The organism is Sphingobacterium sp. JUb20 (assembly GCF_004342035.1).
In the GTDB taxonomy this organism is placed as follows: domain Bacteria; phylum Bacteroidota; class Bacteroidia; order Sphingobacteriales; family Sphingobacteriaceae; genus Sphingobacterium; species Sphingobacterium anhuiense.
Genome location: NZ_SLYV01000018.1, coordinates 58,672 through 74,543, shown reverse-complemented (window position 1 = coordinate 74,543; position 15,872 = coordinate 58,672). Strand labels below are relative to the sequence as shown.

17 protein-coding genes are annotated in these 15,872 nt (G+C 39.1%); 7 read left to right on the top strand and 10 right to left on the bottom strand.

All coding sequences use genetic code 11. The features are described from left to right. Nucleotides 1–139: 139 nt before the first annotated feature. Entirely contained in the window at nucleotides 140–1,942 is a 1,803-nt protein-coding gene (locus tag EDF66_RS23710) for a right-handed parallel beta-helix repeat-containing protein (RefSeq protein WP_132845550.1), read from the bottom strand. Between the two features lie 361 nt (nucleotides 1,943–2,303). On the opposite strand from EDF66_RS23710, the gene EDF66_RS23705 reads away from it, so the two are divergent. Beyond that, nucleotides 2,304–3,032 (top strand): DUF4184 family protein, encoded by a 729-nt coding sequence (locus EDF66_RS23705; protein ID WP_132845548.1) that lies wholly within the window; start codon nucleotides 2,304–2,306, stop codon nucleotides 3,030–3,032. Between the two features lie 144 nt (nucleotides 3,033–3,176). Here EDF66_RS23705 and EDF66_RS23700 read toward each other — a convergent pair whose 3' ends face one another. Both EDF66_RS23700 and EDF66_RS23695 read right to left on the bottom strand, forming a co-directional pair. After that, nucleotides 3,177–4,178: an aldo/keto reductase gene (locus EDF66_RS23700; protein ID WP_132845547.1), complete on the bottom strand. Its 1,002-nt coding sequence runs from the start codon at nucleotides 4,176–4,178 to the stop codon at nucleotides 3,177–3,179. Nucleotides 4,179–4,268: 90 nt separating this feature from the next. Then, nucleotides 4,269–5,165 (bottom strand): helix-turn-helix domain-containing protein, encoded by an 897-nt coding sequence (locus EDF66_RS23695; protein ID WP_132845545.1) that lies wholly within the window; start codon nucleotides 5,163–5,165, stop codon nucleotides 4,269–4,271. 152 nt (nucleotides 5,166–5,317) lie between these two features. Between EDF66_RS23695 and EDF66_RS23690 the strand changes: the two genes are divergently transcribed. Next, nucleotides 5,318–5,704: a VOC family protein gene (locus tag EDF66_RS23690; protein WP_132845544.1), complete on the top strand. Its 387-nt coding sequence runs from the start codon at nucleotides 5,318–5,320 to the stop codon at nucleotides 5,702–5,704. Nucleotides 5,705–5,810: 106 nt separating this feature from the next. Here the strand turns inward: EDF66_RS23690 and EDF66_RS23685 are convergent, their stop codons facing one another. The 3 genes from EDF66_RS23685 to EDF66_RS23675 are packed head-to-tail and all read right to left on the bottom strand — an operon-like array spanning nucleotide 5,811 to nucleotide 9,267. After that, complete coding sequence (locus EDF66_RS23685; protein ID WP_243656128.1) at nucleotides 5,811–6,929, bottom strand: MBL fold metallo-hydrolase; 1,119 nt, start codon at nucleotides 6,927–6,929, stop codon at nucleotides 5,811–5,813. 28 nt (nucleotides 6,930–6,957) lie between these two features. After that, nucleotides 6,958–7,809, bottom strand: a complete 852-nt coding sequence (locus EDF66_RS23680) for a helix-turn-helix domain-containing protein (RefSeq protein ID WP_132845542.1) — start codon at nucleotides 7,807–7,809, stop codon at nucleotides 6,958–6,960. A 42-nt stretch (nucleotides 7,810–7,851) separates the two neighbouring features. After that, complete coding sequence (locus tag EDF66_RS23675; RefSeq protein WP_132845541.1) at nucleotides 7,852–9,267, bottom strand: aldehyde dehydrogenase family protein; 1,416 nt, start codon at nucleotides 9,265–9,267, stop codon at nucleotides 7,852–7,854. A gap of 175 nt (nucleotides 9,268–9,442) precedes the next feature. Here EDF66_RS23675 and EDF66_RS23670 point away from each other — a divergent pair, with 175 nt between their 5' ends. The 3 genes from EDF66_RS23670 to EDF66_RS23660 all read left to right on the top strand — a co-directional run bounded on the left by EDF66_RS23670 (nucleotide 9,443) and on the right by EDF66_RS23660 (nucleotide 11,719). Continuing rightward, nucleotides 9,443–9,742, top strand: coding sequence for an ArsR/SmtB family transcription factor (locus tag EDF66_RS23670; RefSeq protein ID WP_132845539.1), 300 nt, complete (start codon nucleotides 9,443–9,445; stop codon nucleotides 9,740–9,742). 331 nt (nucleotides 9,743–10,073) lie between these two features. After that, nucleotides 10,074–11,072 (top strand): LLM class oxidoreductase, encoded by a 999-nt coding sequence (locus EDF66_RS23665; protein ID WP_132845537.1) that lies wholly within the window; start codon nucleotides 10,074–10,076, stop codon nucleotides 11,070–11,072. Nucleotides 11,073–11,140: 68 nt separating this feature from the next. Continuing rightward, the gene (locus EDF66_RS23660; protein WP_132845535.1) at nucleotides 11,141–11,719 is read left to right on the top strand and encodes a hypothetical protein; all 579 of its coding nucleotides are present in this window, start codon (nucleotides 11,141–11,143) and stop codon (nucleotides 11,717–11,719) included. 157 nt (nucleotides 11,720–11,876) lie between these two features. On the opposite strand, the gene EDF66_RS23655 is transcribed toward EDF66_RS23660, so the two are convergent. Continuing rightward, on the bottom strand, nucleotides 11,877–12,380 hold the full coding sequence (locus EDF66_RS23655) for a DinB family protein (protein WP_132845533.1): 504 nt from the start codon (nucleotides 12,378–12,380) through the stop codon (nucleotides 11,877–11,879). Nucleotides 12,381–12,512: 132 nt separating this feature from the next. Here EDF66_RS23655 and EDF66_RS23650 point away from each other — a divergent pair, with 132 nt between their 5' ends. Together EDF66_RS23650 and EDF66_RS23645 are read left to right on the top strand one after the other, a co-directional pair. Further along, nucleotides 12,513–13,094: a Crp/Fnr family transcriptional regulator gene (locus tag EDF66_RS23650; protein WP_132845532.1), complete on the top strand. Its 582-nt coding sequence runs from the start codon at nucleotides 12,513–12,515 to the stop codon at nucleotides 13,092–13,094. A gap of 98 nt (nucleotides 13,095–13,192) precedes the next feature. Continuing rightward, nucleotides 13,193–14,263, top strand: a complete 1,071-nt coding sequence (locus EDF66_RS23645) for an SDR family oxidoreductase (protein ID WP_132845530.1) — start codon at nucleotides 13,193–13,195, stop codon at nucleotides 14,261–14,263. Nucleotides 14,264–14,340: 77 nt separating this feature from the next. Here the strand turns inward: EDF66_RS23645 and EDF66_RS23640 are convergent, their stop codons facing one another. The 3 genes from EDF66_RS23640 to EDF66_RS23630 all read right to left on the bottom strand — a co-directional run bounded on the left by EDF66_RS23640 (nucleotide 14,341) and on the right by EDF66_RS23630 (nucleotide 15,813). Then, complete coding sequence (locus EDF66_RS23640) at nucleotides 14,341–14,922, bottom strand: YdeI/OmpD-associated family protein (protein WP_021191584.1); 582 nt, start codon at nucleotides 14,920–14,922, stop codon at nucleotides 14,341–14,343. A gap of 97 nt (nucleotides 14,923–15,019) precedes the next feature. After that, nucleotides 15,020–15,490, bottom strand: a complete 471-nt coding sequence (locus EDF66_RS23635; RefSeq protein WP_132768521.1) for an SRPBCC domain-containing protein — start codon at nucleotides 15,488–15,490, stop codon at nucleotides 15,020–15,022. Between the two features lie 2 nt (nucleotides 15,491–15,492). Further along, nucleotides 15,493–15,813 carry an ArsR/SmtB family transcription factor gene (locus EDF66_RS23630; protein WP_132845528.1) on the bottom strand — a complete coding sequence of 107 codons (321 nt, stop codon included), beginning with the start codon at nucleotides 15,811–15,813 and terminating at the stop codon, nucleotides 15,493–15,495. Between the last annotated feature and the right edge of the window lie 59 nt (nucleotides 15,814–15,872).

Genomic DNA, 15,872 nt, shown 5'->3' with positions numbered 1-15,872 from the left:
TAGTTACTAAGCGTAACTTAAACTCGAAATCATATTTCTGTTTTTTGCTCATAAAAATGCCCCAAATAAGTGTCTAACTTTTTGGGGCATGTCTATCTCCTGTAGTGAGATTGGCCTTTTTACTTTTTATAAGCTGCGATTAATTAGCAGGATAAACGAAAGGTTTACCATCAATCGTATTATTTTTGATATTGGCATTGATAACACGCTCAAACAAAATTTCCTTTTTGTTCCAGTGAAATGCCGGATACTCCTTATTTGTCTTAATCGTATTGTTATTGAAAGTAATGCCATCTACAGATTTCGCATATAGAATCGGCTTATCAAAAGTTTCAAAATAGTTGTTTTCGATCTTAATACCGCTATGGAAGTATTTCTGCTGGTTTTTTAAGTCTGGAATCTCTGGATAGATGGAGATCACCGCATTGGTGAACTGGAACATGTTGGTCAAAGCATTGATAAACTTATTGTTTTTGATCGTGATATCACGGCATGTACCTGTTTCGTACCAGCCGTTGCTATCGCCACATAAAAGAATGGCTGTTCCTGAGGTATGATCAAATAGATTATTTTCCACTACGGTCTTTTGAGGAGTACTGAACAGTGCACCCCGTGCTCTGTTGTTTCGTACAGTATTGCCTTTAAACTCTACTTTTGGTGTCCACGTCAGGTTTTCAATACCGATGTCCAATTTGGTTGGATCGATGTAATCATCTAAGGGTTTTGTGAATACAATTTTGAAATCCTCGATCGGATCGCTATCTTTTTTACGGATTACTTCGATGGATTGAATACTGTTTTTATTGTCCCAGAGCTCCATTGTTTTGGATTGGATAAACTGTACTGAATCGGTCGCATAGCCCCAGTCAAAACCATAGGACTGTTCGTGCATGTATTTTGCAAGTACGGTTTTATTGTCCAGTTTTTGTGTGATTTTGAGATAGGTACCATGAATATTGATCGCATCGTCCATCATGTTTTCATATCGTCCATTATTGGATATGATCACACCTTTACAGCCTGAGAAATGGGTTGCATCTGCCTGTGCTGTAAAATAACGGGGATCGTTTTTCCCTCTTAATGAGACATTGAATTTTTCTAAATAAATATTTTCAGTCAGCTGTGCCAACAGACCCATTCCTTCGGAATAGTGAACCGATATATTCTCTAATTTGGTGTCTTTACCTTTGTGCACGAAAATACCGGGATTAGGTCTATGCCAGCTTCTCATGGCAACGACTGTTCCGGGTATTAATTTTGAATTCTTCCACTTGAAGGCTTTGATGATTCCTTTTGATATTTCTGCTACATGTGCTGTGCCCACTGCGATATCACTGGTATTGTACACGATATGCTTTGTTTTTTCTTCAAAAGCGATACCGGAGGTGGGTTTCATTTCCCAACCTTCACCGGTATTGTAAAAGGTGCTGTCTTTGATGGTATAAGTGACCCAGGGAGCAGTCTGGTACGTGATTGTACCTGCTTGGGTATCGTTTTCTAAGATTTTAACCTGACAGATCTGGGGTTGCTCGAAGTCGATATGCAGATTTTTAAGGCTGAGGTTTTGATTTTCAACCAATGAAAGGGGTAACATACGTCCATGAAAGATCAGGTCTGACCCTTGTCCGTCTATGGTGATGTTGCTGAGGTTTTCTAAGGTAATACCAACGGTCTTAGGATTGTCCTGATCATGGTTGGAGATGTAATAGGTTCTTTTTTGTGCTCCTTCTTCATGGAAATCGTAACGTCCTTTTTTGAATTTGATTACTATAGGATTACCTTTTCCCGCCTCAGTAACTATTTTCTGAATCGCTTGATTGAGGGTTGCACTGCTGTTTTTCCCCGTATTGGGGTTAATGCCATACTTTGTTAAGTCGTAGACTTTGGGCGTAGAATTTGCCTGTGCCTGAAAGCTGATGAAAGCGATCATAACGACCGACATGTTTTTTCTGAACCAATTTGTCATTTTAATAAATTAGTAAGTTCGGTTTTTAAAAGATTTAAGGTTTTATATTGGGGGCTTTATGTCCGATATATTATGTACAAACATAGTTTAATAGATCAGGATTTCAAAGTGGCTATTGGCTTAAAAATGCATTTACGGCCATTGTAATCAGATTAATACGTGTTCTCAAAGCAATGCAGCTGATCGAAAGAGCTGTCCTTATTTCTGTTTTTTCGAAGTAAAACGGTCATGCAAACGTTTGTCATTGCAGATATTTTTGAGTCCTTCATCAAGAGGATGAATATAACTTTTTTGATTTGGGGCATATTTTGTAATTTGACAAAAAACTAAAGAATAGATGCCTTTTACATTTTCTCATCCTGCATTGGTATTGCCATTGACATATTTACCAAGACATTGGTTTTCTCTGACGGGACTTGTTATCGGCAGTTTGACGCCTGATTTTGAATACTTTTTGAGAATGAAGATTAGGAGCGATTATAGTCATACAATCGCAGGTCTATTATGGTTTGATTTACCATTAGGACTAGTACTTGCTTTTATTTTTCACAATATAGTTCGTAATAGCTTAGTTGATAATATGCCTATCATCCTCAAATCAAGGTGTTTTGTATTTAAACAGTTTGACTGGAATCGTTATTTTATAAAGAATTGGTTAATCGTTATTATTTCAGTGCTTATAGGTGCGCTATCACATGTGTTATGGGACAGTTTTACACACGATGATGGTTATTTTGTTCGGCGATTTCCTGAGCTGGCAACTTCGATTAGTCTTCTGGGTATACAAGTGCCTATTGTAAAGATATTGCAACATGTTTCTAGTTTTATTGGTGCGATCGTTATTGCTTTTGCTATTTATAAACTACCTGTTCAAAAGGAAAATTTAACTTCTGCTCGTTTAATGTACTGGTTACTGCTGTTGGGGCTGATGTTGTTTATTGTTGCTTTGAGATTTTTATCAGGACTTCAGTTTCAGCAATTTGGCAATGTAATCGTCAGTGCAATAGCTGCCGGACTTATTGCCTTTATTATTGTTCCTCTGGTTATTGAGACAAAAAGTGATTAATATTGGATTGGTATCGTTGATCTGAAAACAGAAAAAGCAACACCATGGTGTTGCTTTTTCTGTTTTTCTAAAGATGAATTCCTTATTTAAAATAGATGCTCGTTACCAAGACTTTACCTTTGTCCTGCTTCGATTTTTTCTCCATTATTGATTCACGAGTTTCATAGAACCTTCGTTGTAACGTTCTCCCAAGATGGGGTATCGTTGGATCAGGGAATTAATTTCTGTTAAATGTTCAGGTGTTAGCTGAACATCAATTGCACCTACATTTTCTTCCAGGTACTTTCTTTTTTTAGTTCCGGGAATCGGGATAATGTCTTCTCCCTGTGCTAAGACCCATGCTAAAGCAAGTTGTGCTGGTGTACAATTTATATGATTGGCTAAGGCCGCAAATCCGGCCACCAGTTTATTGTTATTGACGATGTTTTCCTCTTGATAGCGTGGTAAAGATTTTCGAAAATCATCGGCTGCAAGGGTATCCATCTGGAGCGTATTGGTTACTAAACCACGGGCTAGAGGTGAATAGGGCACAAGTGAAATCCCAAGTTCACGTGTTGTCTGCAAAATCTCGCTTTCTACATCTCTGGTTAGCAGGGAGTATTCGCTTTGGAGTGCAGAAATGGGATGTACTGCATGTGCTTTTCTTAATGATGCCGGCGAAGCTTCACTCAGTCCAAGGTATCGTATTTTTCCTTCTTTAACGAGATCAGCCATTGCACCGACAGTTTCTTCAATAGGGATATTGGCATCGACACGATGTGCATAATACAGATCAATGGTATCAATTTTAAGTCGCTTGAGACTTTGTTCAACGGCAATTTTCATCCATGCGGGCGAAGCGTCAAAATATGTTCCTGCGGCATTGCTTGGTCCTGCAATCCCATCTTTAAAGCGAAATCCAAATTTAGTAGCAATAAAGATCTTTTCCCGATTGGGGACTAAAATTTTAGCGATCAGTTCTTCATTTGCTCCATTAGCGTACATGTCGGCGGTATCCCAGAAATTGATGCCCAGGTCAAGGGATTTTTCTAATGTGGCTAAGCTCTCTTTATCATCCGTAGGTCCATAAGCAAAGCTCATACCCATGCAACCCAATCCTAATGCGGATAGCTGTTCGTCTGTTGTTCCGAGTTTTCTGTATTTCATAATGTTCTCATTTTGTTTATACAAATGTAGCGCACGGTCTCAAAAACTGACTTATAACGATCAAACAGATTGTTATAATAATCAAACAATCTACCGCAGCTGGGTGGGTGCCATGCCGGTGTGTTTTTTAAAGTATAGTGTAAAGTAAGAGGGGTATTCAAAACCTAAACTGTAAGCGATATCGGAAATATTCCAATCGGTATGCTGCAGTAAAGCTTTTGCTTCTTTGATGATGCGTGCGGCGATATGTGCTGTAGTGGTTTTACCCGTTATTTGTTTGACCGACCGGTTAAGATGATTGATGTGCAGGGATAGTGCAGTGGCATAATCTGCAGGGTTCTTCAATTTGAGTACGAGTGCTGGAGAATCTATCGGAAATTGTCTTTCCAGTAGTTCGAGAAATAAGGCGGATATTCTAGAAGTAGCATTCACATACTTATGAAAGTTGGTGGTCGGATTGTTTTTCATAGCCTCATGAATGATCAAGTGCAGATAACTGCGCAATACATCGTATTTGTGAGCGTAGCTGGAAGACATCTCGGCCTGCATTTTCTGGAAAATAAAGGACAATTCCGCTAATTGGGCTTCGTTTGGGAAGAAAATGGGATTAGATCCGATCTGAAATAAGGGCGTGTCGTGCAACTGACTTGTGCGTTCACTATGTTGAATGAAATCTTCTGTGAAGAGGCAGTACCAACCGGACTGTTGTTCGGATTCAGCTTCCCAAGAATAGGGGACAATGGGATTCGAAAAAAGCAGTGCTGGACGATCAATCTGGATCCATTTATCGGCATAATAAATCTTTCCTTTGCCTATGATCAGGGAAACTTTATAAAAATCACGTCTGCTATAGGGGCTTACAACTGCGCAGGTCTCTCGACTGAAAACATTGATATGACCGATGCCTGCATTGTCCAATGGCACATGAGTGGGTGCATGACTTGGCAAGCGGCTGTAAAAATCATTGACACTTTCTGCTTGTTTCATGATGTAAATGTATAAAATTCAAACAAATTAAGTGTCATCCTTTTGTGCGGATATGAAAGGTTTAAGGAGGTGATGTGATTTACTTGTCCTATGAGAAGTAGAATAGAATTTGATTTGCTTAATTTTATAATAGATATAAAAGATAGTAGCGTATGAATCCAAAAAAGATATGGTCTAATTTGGCAGTGACCGATTTAGACCGGACAACAAAATTTTATACTGCGTTGGGTTTTCAATCCAATGGGCGATCAGCAGATCTGACAAGTTTTCTGTTTGGTGAAGATCATTTTGTAATCCATTTTTTCTTAAAGCATATCCTTCGCGAGGCGATGTTAGGGGCTATGGCAGATACATCCAAATCTAATGAAATCATTTTTACGCTTGCCGCATCAAGTACAGAAGAGGCGGATCGTTGGGCTACTGAGGTGGAAGATGCTGGTGGAACATTGATTTCTAAGCCTGCAGCTTTTGGAAAGGGATATTATGGTTTTGTATTTGCGGACCCCGATGGCCATCGGTTTAATGTTTTTCATATGTAAAGAAACATGAATTTCGATAACATTTATTTGAAATTATGATTGTTGTATCGGACTATAAATAATTTATTTTCTTTACAGTCCGATGCTACTTATTATTTTTAGTGCGTTATTTTCTGCCTACCCACCATTGTTTAAATTGCTGTTGATCGTCTTTTAGCAATACCTCTTCCCCGATCATAGGTGTTATCAATGGAATATGCGCTTCTTTATTTAATTCGGTAATCTGAATTAATGGCGTATCCCAAGAATGATTGGCGATATCAAACTTGGAGTTATGCACCGGGAATAGACGCTTCGTTTTCAGATCCTTTGCTGCTTTTAATACTTCTTCAGGGAGATGGTGGATATAACGCCAAGTGCTGTCAAATTGCCCATTATCTAGAATAGCTAGATCAATAGGACCAAATTTTTCACCAATAGCCGCATAATGGGTGTCATAGCCACTGTCTCCGCCGATAAAGATTTTCATCGTTGGCGTCTGTACTACATAGGACATCCATAGTGTCTTGCTGCTTTGAAGAGACCGACCTGAAAAATGTCTTGCAGGAGTTGTGTATACGGTAAATCCACTGTCGAGTGAAATGCTGTCATGCCAATCTTTTTCAATTATATCTTGAGGATTGTAACCCCAGTATTCCAGATGTGAACCCACACCAAGTCCGCAGATTACTTTCTTGGTTTTTGTTTTTAATTTGATAATGGTTTCATAATCCAGGTGATCATAATGATCGTGGGTAATAAATAAATAGTCAATCTCCGGTAGGTCTTCTACTGTATAAATGTCTGTTCCTTTAAATGATTTATTGGTTCCGGGAACAGGAGAGACACTTCCGCTGAATACGGGATCGACCAACATGCGTTTTCCGTCTATTTGCATAAAATAAGAGGAGTGCCCAAACCAGACCAATACGTCTTCCTTGCGGGACAAGTTCTGCAGATCTGTTTTTATGGTCGGTATATTTTCCAGTGGACTCTTCCGGTCTATTTTTTTGAAAAAGTAATCATAGAGTACGCTCGCATAGCTTGCATCTTCAACGATTTGAGGGGTATGGCTAAAGTTAACAAATTTACCGTCTTTGTAATTGGGTGATTTCTTAATTAATTCAAGCCGAGCGCCACTTGGTACTTTACCAAATTTGGGCTGTTGCATGTACAGGACTATAATCGCAACGAATACGATGATAAGGATGAGGGTGATGAGCATAGTTTTATAAAATATTTTCATGTAGGGGGTGCTGAATGGTTGGGCTTAATTACATGCTGTTGAAAGAAGCGGTATTGACCGGGCTATATCGGTTCATGATTTTTGAAGGAGCCTCGCCAAATGCTTTTTTAAAGGCAAATGAAAAATGGGAAAGGTCTTCGAATCCCAATTCCAAATAAATGTCTGAGGCTGCCTTACCTTTTTCTTTTAAAAGGTAATATGCTTCTTGTAGTCTTTTGTGCAGCAACCAGCGTCCAGGTGTGGTATTGAATGTTTTTTCAAAATCTCTTTTAAAGGTTGCCAGACTTCTACCTGTTAAATAGGCAAATCGTTCTAAATGAACATTAAAGTGGTAATTTTTGTTCATAAAGTTTTCTAAGTCTATTTTATGCGGTTCGGTAAAATCAAACAATACATTTTTGAGTTCAGGATTGATCTGTAGGAGGAGTAATATCGCTTCTTTCATTTTAATCTGAACGAGTTTGGGATTGTCAAAACTGTGGGTCTGGTGATACGTCATCAAAGATTGAAAATAGCTATGCAACAGTACATGATCTTCGATATCCAAGACAGGTTGATCATATTGTTTTTGTTCCGCATTAATGCCGTATTCGAGACTGAAATCTTTTAATGTCTGCTGGTCAAGAAAAATAGTCAAAGATCGGAACTCGCCATTTTCAGGCGGTTCCTTTATAAATTTTAACAATTGATTTCTCCTTACCAGACGAAATGCTCCCGCATTGGAAATGTAGGTTTGATTTCCATCATTCAGCACCAGGGAACCAGCTATCTGATAGGTGAAGGTGCATTCTTGGACGAAGTGTTCTCCTTCTCTGCTTTTTGTCGCATAACACGAATAAGCAATGCCCGATGCCTGAATGTTGTCTTTTTTTGTTTCCATCTCTGATGCAAATTTAAGATAAGGATGTTGAATTTTAGCTATTTAGCTTAAAATTGCTTTGGGTTCTAAATATGCGTCTAATCCATAAGTTCCGAACTCTCGGCCGATACCTGACTGCTTGAATCCTCCGAAAGGAGCCTGTGGATCATGTTTAAAGCCATTGATACAGATTCTTCCTGCATCAATCTGTGATGCTATGCGATTGGCACGTGCAAGATCTGGTGAGCTGATATATGCCGCTAAACCATAAGTGGTGTCATTTGCAATGGAAATAGCGTCTTCGTCATTCTGGTACGGAATGATGGAGAGGACTGGACCGAATATTTCTTCTTGTGCGATACGCATATCATTACGAACGTTTGTAAAGATGGTGGCTTGAACAAAGTTACCTTTTTCCAAACCTGCTGGCTTACCCAGACCTCCTGTTAGTAACGTTGCTCCTTCATCAAGTCCGATCTGAATGAACTGTTGAACTCTCTCATATTGCTTATGGCTTACCATAGGTCCTACATGGGTATCTGGATCTGCAGGATTACCGACTTTTACATGTGCGATGGAGGCTTGTGCTAAAGCATTGATCTGATCTAGTTTGCTCGCAGGGACTAGCAGTCGGGTAGGAGCAATACAGGCTTGACCACTATTCATATAAGCGCCATAGATAGCCATGGGGATAACGGTTTCTAAATCGGCATCTTCTAAAATAATATTCGGGGATTTACCACCAAGCTCCAAAGTGACACGTTTCATTGTATCTACTGCGCCTTTAGCAATTGTTTTGCCAACCGCAGTTGAACCTGTGAAGGATATTTTGGCAATATCGGGGTGATTGGTTATTGCGGCGCCTACAACATTTCCTAGACCATTTACGATATTGAATAAGCCTTTAGGTAAACCCGCCTCATGGAAACATGTGGCAATAAGATGTGTCTGTTGGGCACTCATTTCGCTGGGCTTGATGACGACGGTACATCCGGCAGCAATAGCTGTGGCAAGCTTACTGCAGATAAAACCATTGCTGGCGTTCCAGGGGGTGATGATGCCGACAACCCCTAATGACTCCATACGAACCTGTGATTGTCCAACAGTTTTTTCAAAGTCATAGTTTTGAAGTGTTTCGATCATTGTTGGGAATGCCGCGATGGCAATCTGTACACTGGTTTGGCAAAATTGGTAAGTTCCGCCATATTCTTCGACCATAATAGCAATCAGTTCTTCTTCGCGCTTGCTGACAGCATGATGTAGTTTTTCCAGGTAAGCAATACGTTCTTCTTTACTTGTTTTAGAGAATGTTTTGAATGCTTCTTTTGCGGCCTGGACCGCAATATGGGTATCCATTTCGTCCCCAAGGGTAACTTCACCCAATTTTTCATTAGTAGTGGGGCTGATGAGATCAAAAGTTTCTGTCCCATGAGGTGTGATAAAGGCACCGTTTACATAAATCTGATTTATCTTTTTCATGTTCTGCTGATTTGTTTATTCAAAGGTAGCGGGATTATAAAGAGGCTGTTTTGCTCAAAAGCTCAATGTTGCTTTGTTGAAAAGCTCATTAATAAATGTATCAAGATGACATAAAGACAACAAATATGGAGCGCTTAATTGTTATGTTTGTTTCGAGATTATTAGATATATAGATATGGTTGATATTTTTAAGATTTTAGCAAATGAACATCGGTTACAGATATTGCAGTGGTTGAAGAATCCGCATGCTAATTTTATCGCCGAAGATATTGAACCGGAGGTAACGGATTATGGTGTTTGTATGAGCGTGATCCAAAAGAAGGCAGGTTTGTCCCAATCAACGATATCATCTTATTTGACATCGATGGTGAATTGTGGTTTGTTGAAATCTGTACGGGAGGGACAGTGGACTTATTATAAGAGAAATGAGGAAAAACTTAAGGAATTGGCTTCTTATATCAAGAATACGCTGTAGTTACTCATTATTTATTTGATGGATGGAGATATAAATATCTTCATTTTTTTGATCAAATAATATCTAGAAATCTAGATATATCGAATTTGTTGAAGGGTAAAATTAGCGTTTAAATTGTATAATTTCTTTTGCTGGTCTAGGTAGACAGAAATTGAGATATAAAAACGCTTATTCTAAATATGCATTCGCTTTATTTTAGCCTAATTGACACTGCATATTTATTAATTAATTTATTTCAGAAGGTAAGAAGCCTTCCTTTTTTTTAATCCAATATATCTATAAATCTAGATATATCGAAATTGTATAATGCTTTACATTAAAATTTTAGAACATGACAAGAAACTTTGAAAACCACTATGCATTTAACCGTGTATTTGCTCCAGATGTGTTGACTATTGGCCTATTTCTTCCCTTAGAAGTATATAGCGGAAAGCTTCCCCTAGTTGAGGAGCATATGGCATATATAAAACAGATCGATCGCTTAGATTTTGCGTCGATATGGGTTCGTGATATTCCGATGTTTGATCCGAGTTTTGGTGATGCTGGTCAAGTGTATGATGCTTTTAGTTATTTATCTTTTATCGCCGGACAGACAAGCAGGGTTGCATTAGGAACAGGAAGTATTGTTTTACCTTTCTGGCACCCGATTTCTTTAGCAAAGACAGCCGCTTCTTTAGATCAGCTATGCAATAATAGATTATTGCTAGGAGTAGGATCGGGGGATAGATCGATTGAATTTCCTGCATTTGGATTAGATTTTGAGCATCGAGGTGAACGTTTTAGACAGGTTTTACAGGATTTTCGACGCTTAAATAAGGAACATTATCCAAAAATTAAGTCTGAGCTGACCCACATTGACGGATTGGATCTTATCCCTAAACCCGTTCAAGAATATATTCCGAGTTTAATAACCGGTGGCAGTCAACAGCCTCTTTCCTGGATTGCTGAACATGGGGATGGCTGGATTACTTATCCGGGAGCAACAACGTCGAAATTACATGTTAGGCCGTTGAGAGAAAAGATAAAAGCTTGGCGTGACTTAATTCCCGATCAGATTTTTAAGCCTCATATGACCAATGAATGGATTGAACTAACGGAAGATCCCAATTTTCCTCGAACGCCATTGCAGGGTGGATTTGTGCTTAAAACAGGAAGGAATGGTTTATTGGAACTTTTACATGAATGGCAGGAAGCGGGTGTCAATCATGCTGCCTTAGGGATTCAATTCAGTAAGAGACCTATTGTCGATGTTATTGATGAGCTGGGAGCAGAAGTGTTGCCGTATTTTCCTTCCTTAGTGAAGGCAAGTCATATTAATATGATCCCATAGTTTAATTTCAGGAGAATAATTCTATTTTAGCCGTTAATGAAGTTGTCGTTAAGTTATCTAATGGAGTTATGCAAAAAGTGACAGGTAGAAAAAAGTTTTATATCGCTTATATGCTGATCTCACTGATCATGTTGTTAGATATTACAGTTATACTGACGTGGCAGATCAGTTTGGCTGGGTATTGGAGTGATCGCTTGGTCTTTTGGATATGGCTAGTCACTACGCTTCCATTTCTAATTGTTTTCTGGAAAAGTATTTATACGAAAATATACTGTATCGTATTAGTATTGGGGCTATTGTTTAGCATAGCCGCGATGATGTTGCCTTTTTTTGGTATTCTATTTTCAAGTACAGGCATGGAAAGACGATCGTACTATACACCAGATAGCGGGAAATATAGAGTACAGCTTATTCAAAGTGTGATGGCCCGTCCGCGGTTACAGATTATTGAAAATAAAGGAATTGTTGAGAAGGTGGTTTTGTTTACCGATGCCGATTTCCTGAAAAATGATCATCTTAAGGTGGGATATGAAAGTGTGATCGGCCTAGATGTCGTAAAGGATACGCCAGATAGTCTGGTTTTGGAGTTTCATATGCCTGGTCAGAAAATTGTAAAAGGTTTTAAACTAAGCGACGAGAAGGATTAAATTTCGTGGCACGTTTTGTCTTGAAAGAACAGTTAATATTAATCCCATAGCAGATCTATCATTGGGTAGGTCTGCTATGGGATTAATTTGTTCTGTCATTTTAGTTTTGTAAATGATCTGCATGAAAAATTTCGCTCTACTGCGGCATGACTTGCGTTTACATCTTTTTGCTGTCTTCGTAAGTAGGACCATACAGTCCAGGCACTTTATTTCCGGTTGCTCTTAGATAGACAATCAATTCGCCACGATGATGATAAATATGATTAAAAAGGAATCCTCGTGCCACAATGCCTCTTTCCATTGGGCCTAAGAGTATGCGTTCACCTGCTTTCATTGTCCAGTGATCGCGTAGTTTTTCTTCTGTAAGTGTTGATAGAGCGGTTCTGGCTCGTGCTACATTTTTTTCAAATAGTTCGAGCGTGGCTTTGATATCATCAGGTGCACCGCGCTCAAGATGATCGGTGGCCATATCATATACATCTTCTGTAAATGTGCCTACGTACCAATAATAAATGGTTGCGATATGTTGTGCCAGTTCTCCCATTGTCCAGGAAATATCTGCTGGCTTGTAGTGTATGTCTTTTTCAGGTACTGCCTGCAGTAATTTACGGGTGTTGTTGACCTCGTGTTCGAATTCGGTTGTCAAATATTGAATGATCATGTCGTTGGGTTTAATGTTTTTATATCGGGTATAAAACAGATGCTTGTGTGAATATGTTTGCTGTTTAGGAGGTTTTTCTGGGGTAAATAAAACAAATTTATTTAAGTTTGAGTACGCTATAAATTAAAATTCATGTTAGAAGTATTATTTTCTCATATTGAAAAAAAAGTGACGCTCTCTCGTGGTGACAAAGAGGCGATAACTTCTTTTTTTACATTCAAAAAAATCAGAAAGAAGCAATATATCTTGGAAGAAGGGGCTGTTTGTACCCATCTTTCATTTGTGAAAAAAGGTCTTATCAAATCGTACCGTTTGGATGAGAAAGGAAATGAGCATATCAGCCTGTTTGGCTGGGAAGGCTGGTGGGTGTCTGATTTTAAAAGTTTTATTAATCAGCAACCGGCAATTCTCTATATAGATGCTATTGAAGATACCGAGTTACTGCTTTTATCGCGGGCAGATTATGAACAATTGATGGAAGAGGTCCCGGTGATGGAGCGGTATTTTAGAATGCTCTATCAAAATAGTTTGGTTACAAAAGATGAACGGCTGATCAGTTCGAACAGCTATACTGCTGAAGAAAAATTTCAGCGTATGCTACAGGCTAGTCCTGAAATTATGCAACGTGTGCCGCAACATCTGGTGGCATCTTATCTGGGATTGGCTCCTGAAACCCTGAGTAGAATCCGTAAGAAAATTGCATCTACAGATTAATTCCATTGATCTGGATCAATGGAATTTCTTGATCTGTATCATCTCTTTCAGTTTTTAATGCAGCGAACTTTGTTGTAGAAATTTAAAGAGATATAACAATGGATAAAATAGCATTAGTAGTTGGCGCAACAGGGATCACGGGAAGTCGTTTGGCTGAGGAGCTTGTTGGCCATGGATGGCAAACTTATGGTCTGGCACGTCATCCCGGTCAAACTGATAACAGCGTAATTCCGGTAAAAGCCGATCTTATGGATGTTGAAAATCTGAAGATCGCACTTGAAAATGTTTACCCAACACATGTGTTTTTTACAACATGGATGCGGAAAGACAATGAGGCAGAAAATATTATTGTAAATCGTGCTCTTGTCCGTAATCTTCTCGATGTTCTGTCTGAAAAGAAAACTGTTGCACATGTGGCTTTGGTAACGGGGTTAAAGCATTATTTAGGTCCTTTTGAGTCATATGTAGCTACGGGTGTGTTTCCCGATACACCTATTCGGGAAGAACAGCCTAGACTAAGTCATCCCAATTTTTACTACGCTCAGGAAGATGCGGTATATGAAGCTTCGGCTAGAGATGGATTTACGTGGAGTATACATAGGCCGCATACGGTTATCGGGCATGCGATCGGTAATTTGATGAATCTTGGGGTGACGCTTGCCGTATATGCCAGTATTTGTAAACAAAAAGGGGCGAAATTGATCTGGCCGGGTTCGGAAGCGCAATGGAACGGAATTTCGGATGTAACGGATACTGGTATTCTGGCGAAGCAGTTAATCTGGGCTTCGACGACTGAGGTAGCTAAAAATATGGCTTTTAATATTGTGAACGGCGATGTCTTTCGGTGGAGTTGGTTATGGGAGCGCATCGCGTCATATTTCGGCATTGAGGCTGAAGGATTTCATGGAGAGCCGAGGCCTCTTGCCGAACAACTTAAAAATGATGGTCAATTGTGGTCTGATATGGTAAAGGAGTATGGACTGGAACAGCATGAACTTTTTCAATTGGCTTCACCATGGCATACAGATCTTGATCTGGGCAGACCTATCGAAGTGATGGTGGATATGGCCAATAGCCGAAAACTGGGATTTATGGCTTACCAGAATACCGAAGAAGCATTTATCCACTTGTTTGAACGTCTTCGTGCAGAGAATGTGATACCGCAATAATTAGATTGATGTGGTGGTAAGGGATAGTAAAACCGGGCTTCTTTATTTTGTGATAGAGGGCTCGGTTTTACTGGCCTTTAATCATCAATCCCTTTGCCGTCCAGGATCTGCTGATAATATTTTTCAATTCGATTTTGCCGTGTTTTGGATTGTTTCGCCTGATTAAAATAAAATAGATATCCCTTTTGTCGTCCAGGTGTTAGGGAATAGAATGCTGTATTTAATTCTTGATCTTGTGCCAGTGCCTGTTGGAATTCTTCAGAAATAGGGTAGTCGTTCACTTTTTTCATTTCCACCTTTAATCCTGCTTTTTCGATCTCAATGGCTTCCCGTATGTAAGCTTGGATAACTGGTCTTAGCGTGATAATCTCTGCTATATGTTTAAATCTGATCTGTCTGCCTGCCTGTACATTTTCTGTTTGCTGGATCAATATACCTTCAGGATCTTTGAGTAAAGCTCCCTTATGAAACAGGAGCGCGCAATATTCTTTAAATCCATGAATAAGAACGATGTTTTTTCCATCGAGCGTGTAGCATGGATGCATCCATTTGTATTCTTCTTCTAAGGATTTGTTTTCAGTAATGATATCGCGAAGTAAATTGAACTCTTCGGACCATTGTTGTGTTTTTTCAAAGAAATGTTCTACCTGTGTGTTCATAATAGTTGTTTTTTAGGTATAAGGCCTGATTTATTTTCTGGAACAACTAGACGTAATTCATAGACAAAGAAACGGTCTGTTAATAGATTGGGCTGTCCTAATCTTGTTTCTGTGTATTTAAGATTTCCTGTAATCGGTTGTGCGCCATATTAATGCCTTGTGCAAAAGGCATCTTGAGCAGCTGGTCTCTAAAAGCAACAGATTTAAAAATAATCTGGATAGTAAGTTTACTGCTTGCATCTGTATAGGGTTCAAATGTGAGGTATTCAAGCTGAACAGGGAATGGACTATCTTCCATCTCGAATGTTCTTGTGATTTTTTCGTTTGGTACAAATTCATGGATTGTTCCGTTTGCCCGAAATACAACAGTGCCATCGTGTGATGTCTCAAATGCATAGGCACCATGTTTCTTATTTTCCAGTTTCAGTACTTTTGTACCCATCCATTGTTCAAAGAGATCGGCATCTTCATATGCCTTAAAAAGCAATTCTAGCGGAAGATCAAATTCGCGTGTGATGATGATTTCTTGTTTGTCATGTTCGGCACTGATTTTTGTTTTCTGTTCCATGATTATTTAGCTATATAGTTTTTCATTACGGCTTCTAATTTATTGAATCTGTCATCCCACATCTGGCGGAACGGTTCGATAAAATCTGCAATTTCTTTCATTTTTTGCAGATTGAGATGGTAATAGATTTCCCGCCCATTTTGCTCAGGTTTTAGGAGCTCACATTCGGTCAAAATCTGCAGGTGTTTAGAAACGGTGGGCCTGGATGTATCAAAATTGGAAGCAATGGCTCCAGCAGGCATCGCATGTGAGGCAACCAGTAGCAATATTGCTCTTCTTGTCGGATCGGCAAGGGCTTGAAAAACGTCTCTTCTTAAGTTCATTTTATACTTTTATTTGCTTGAGCTCTTTAATGTGTTTACGATCTGTCCTATCACTTTTT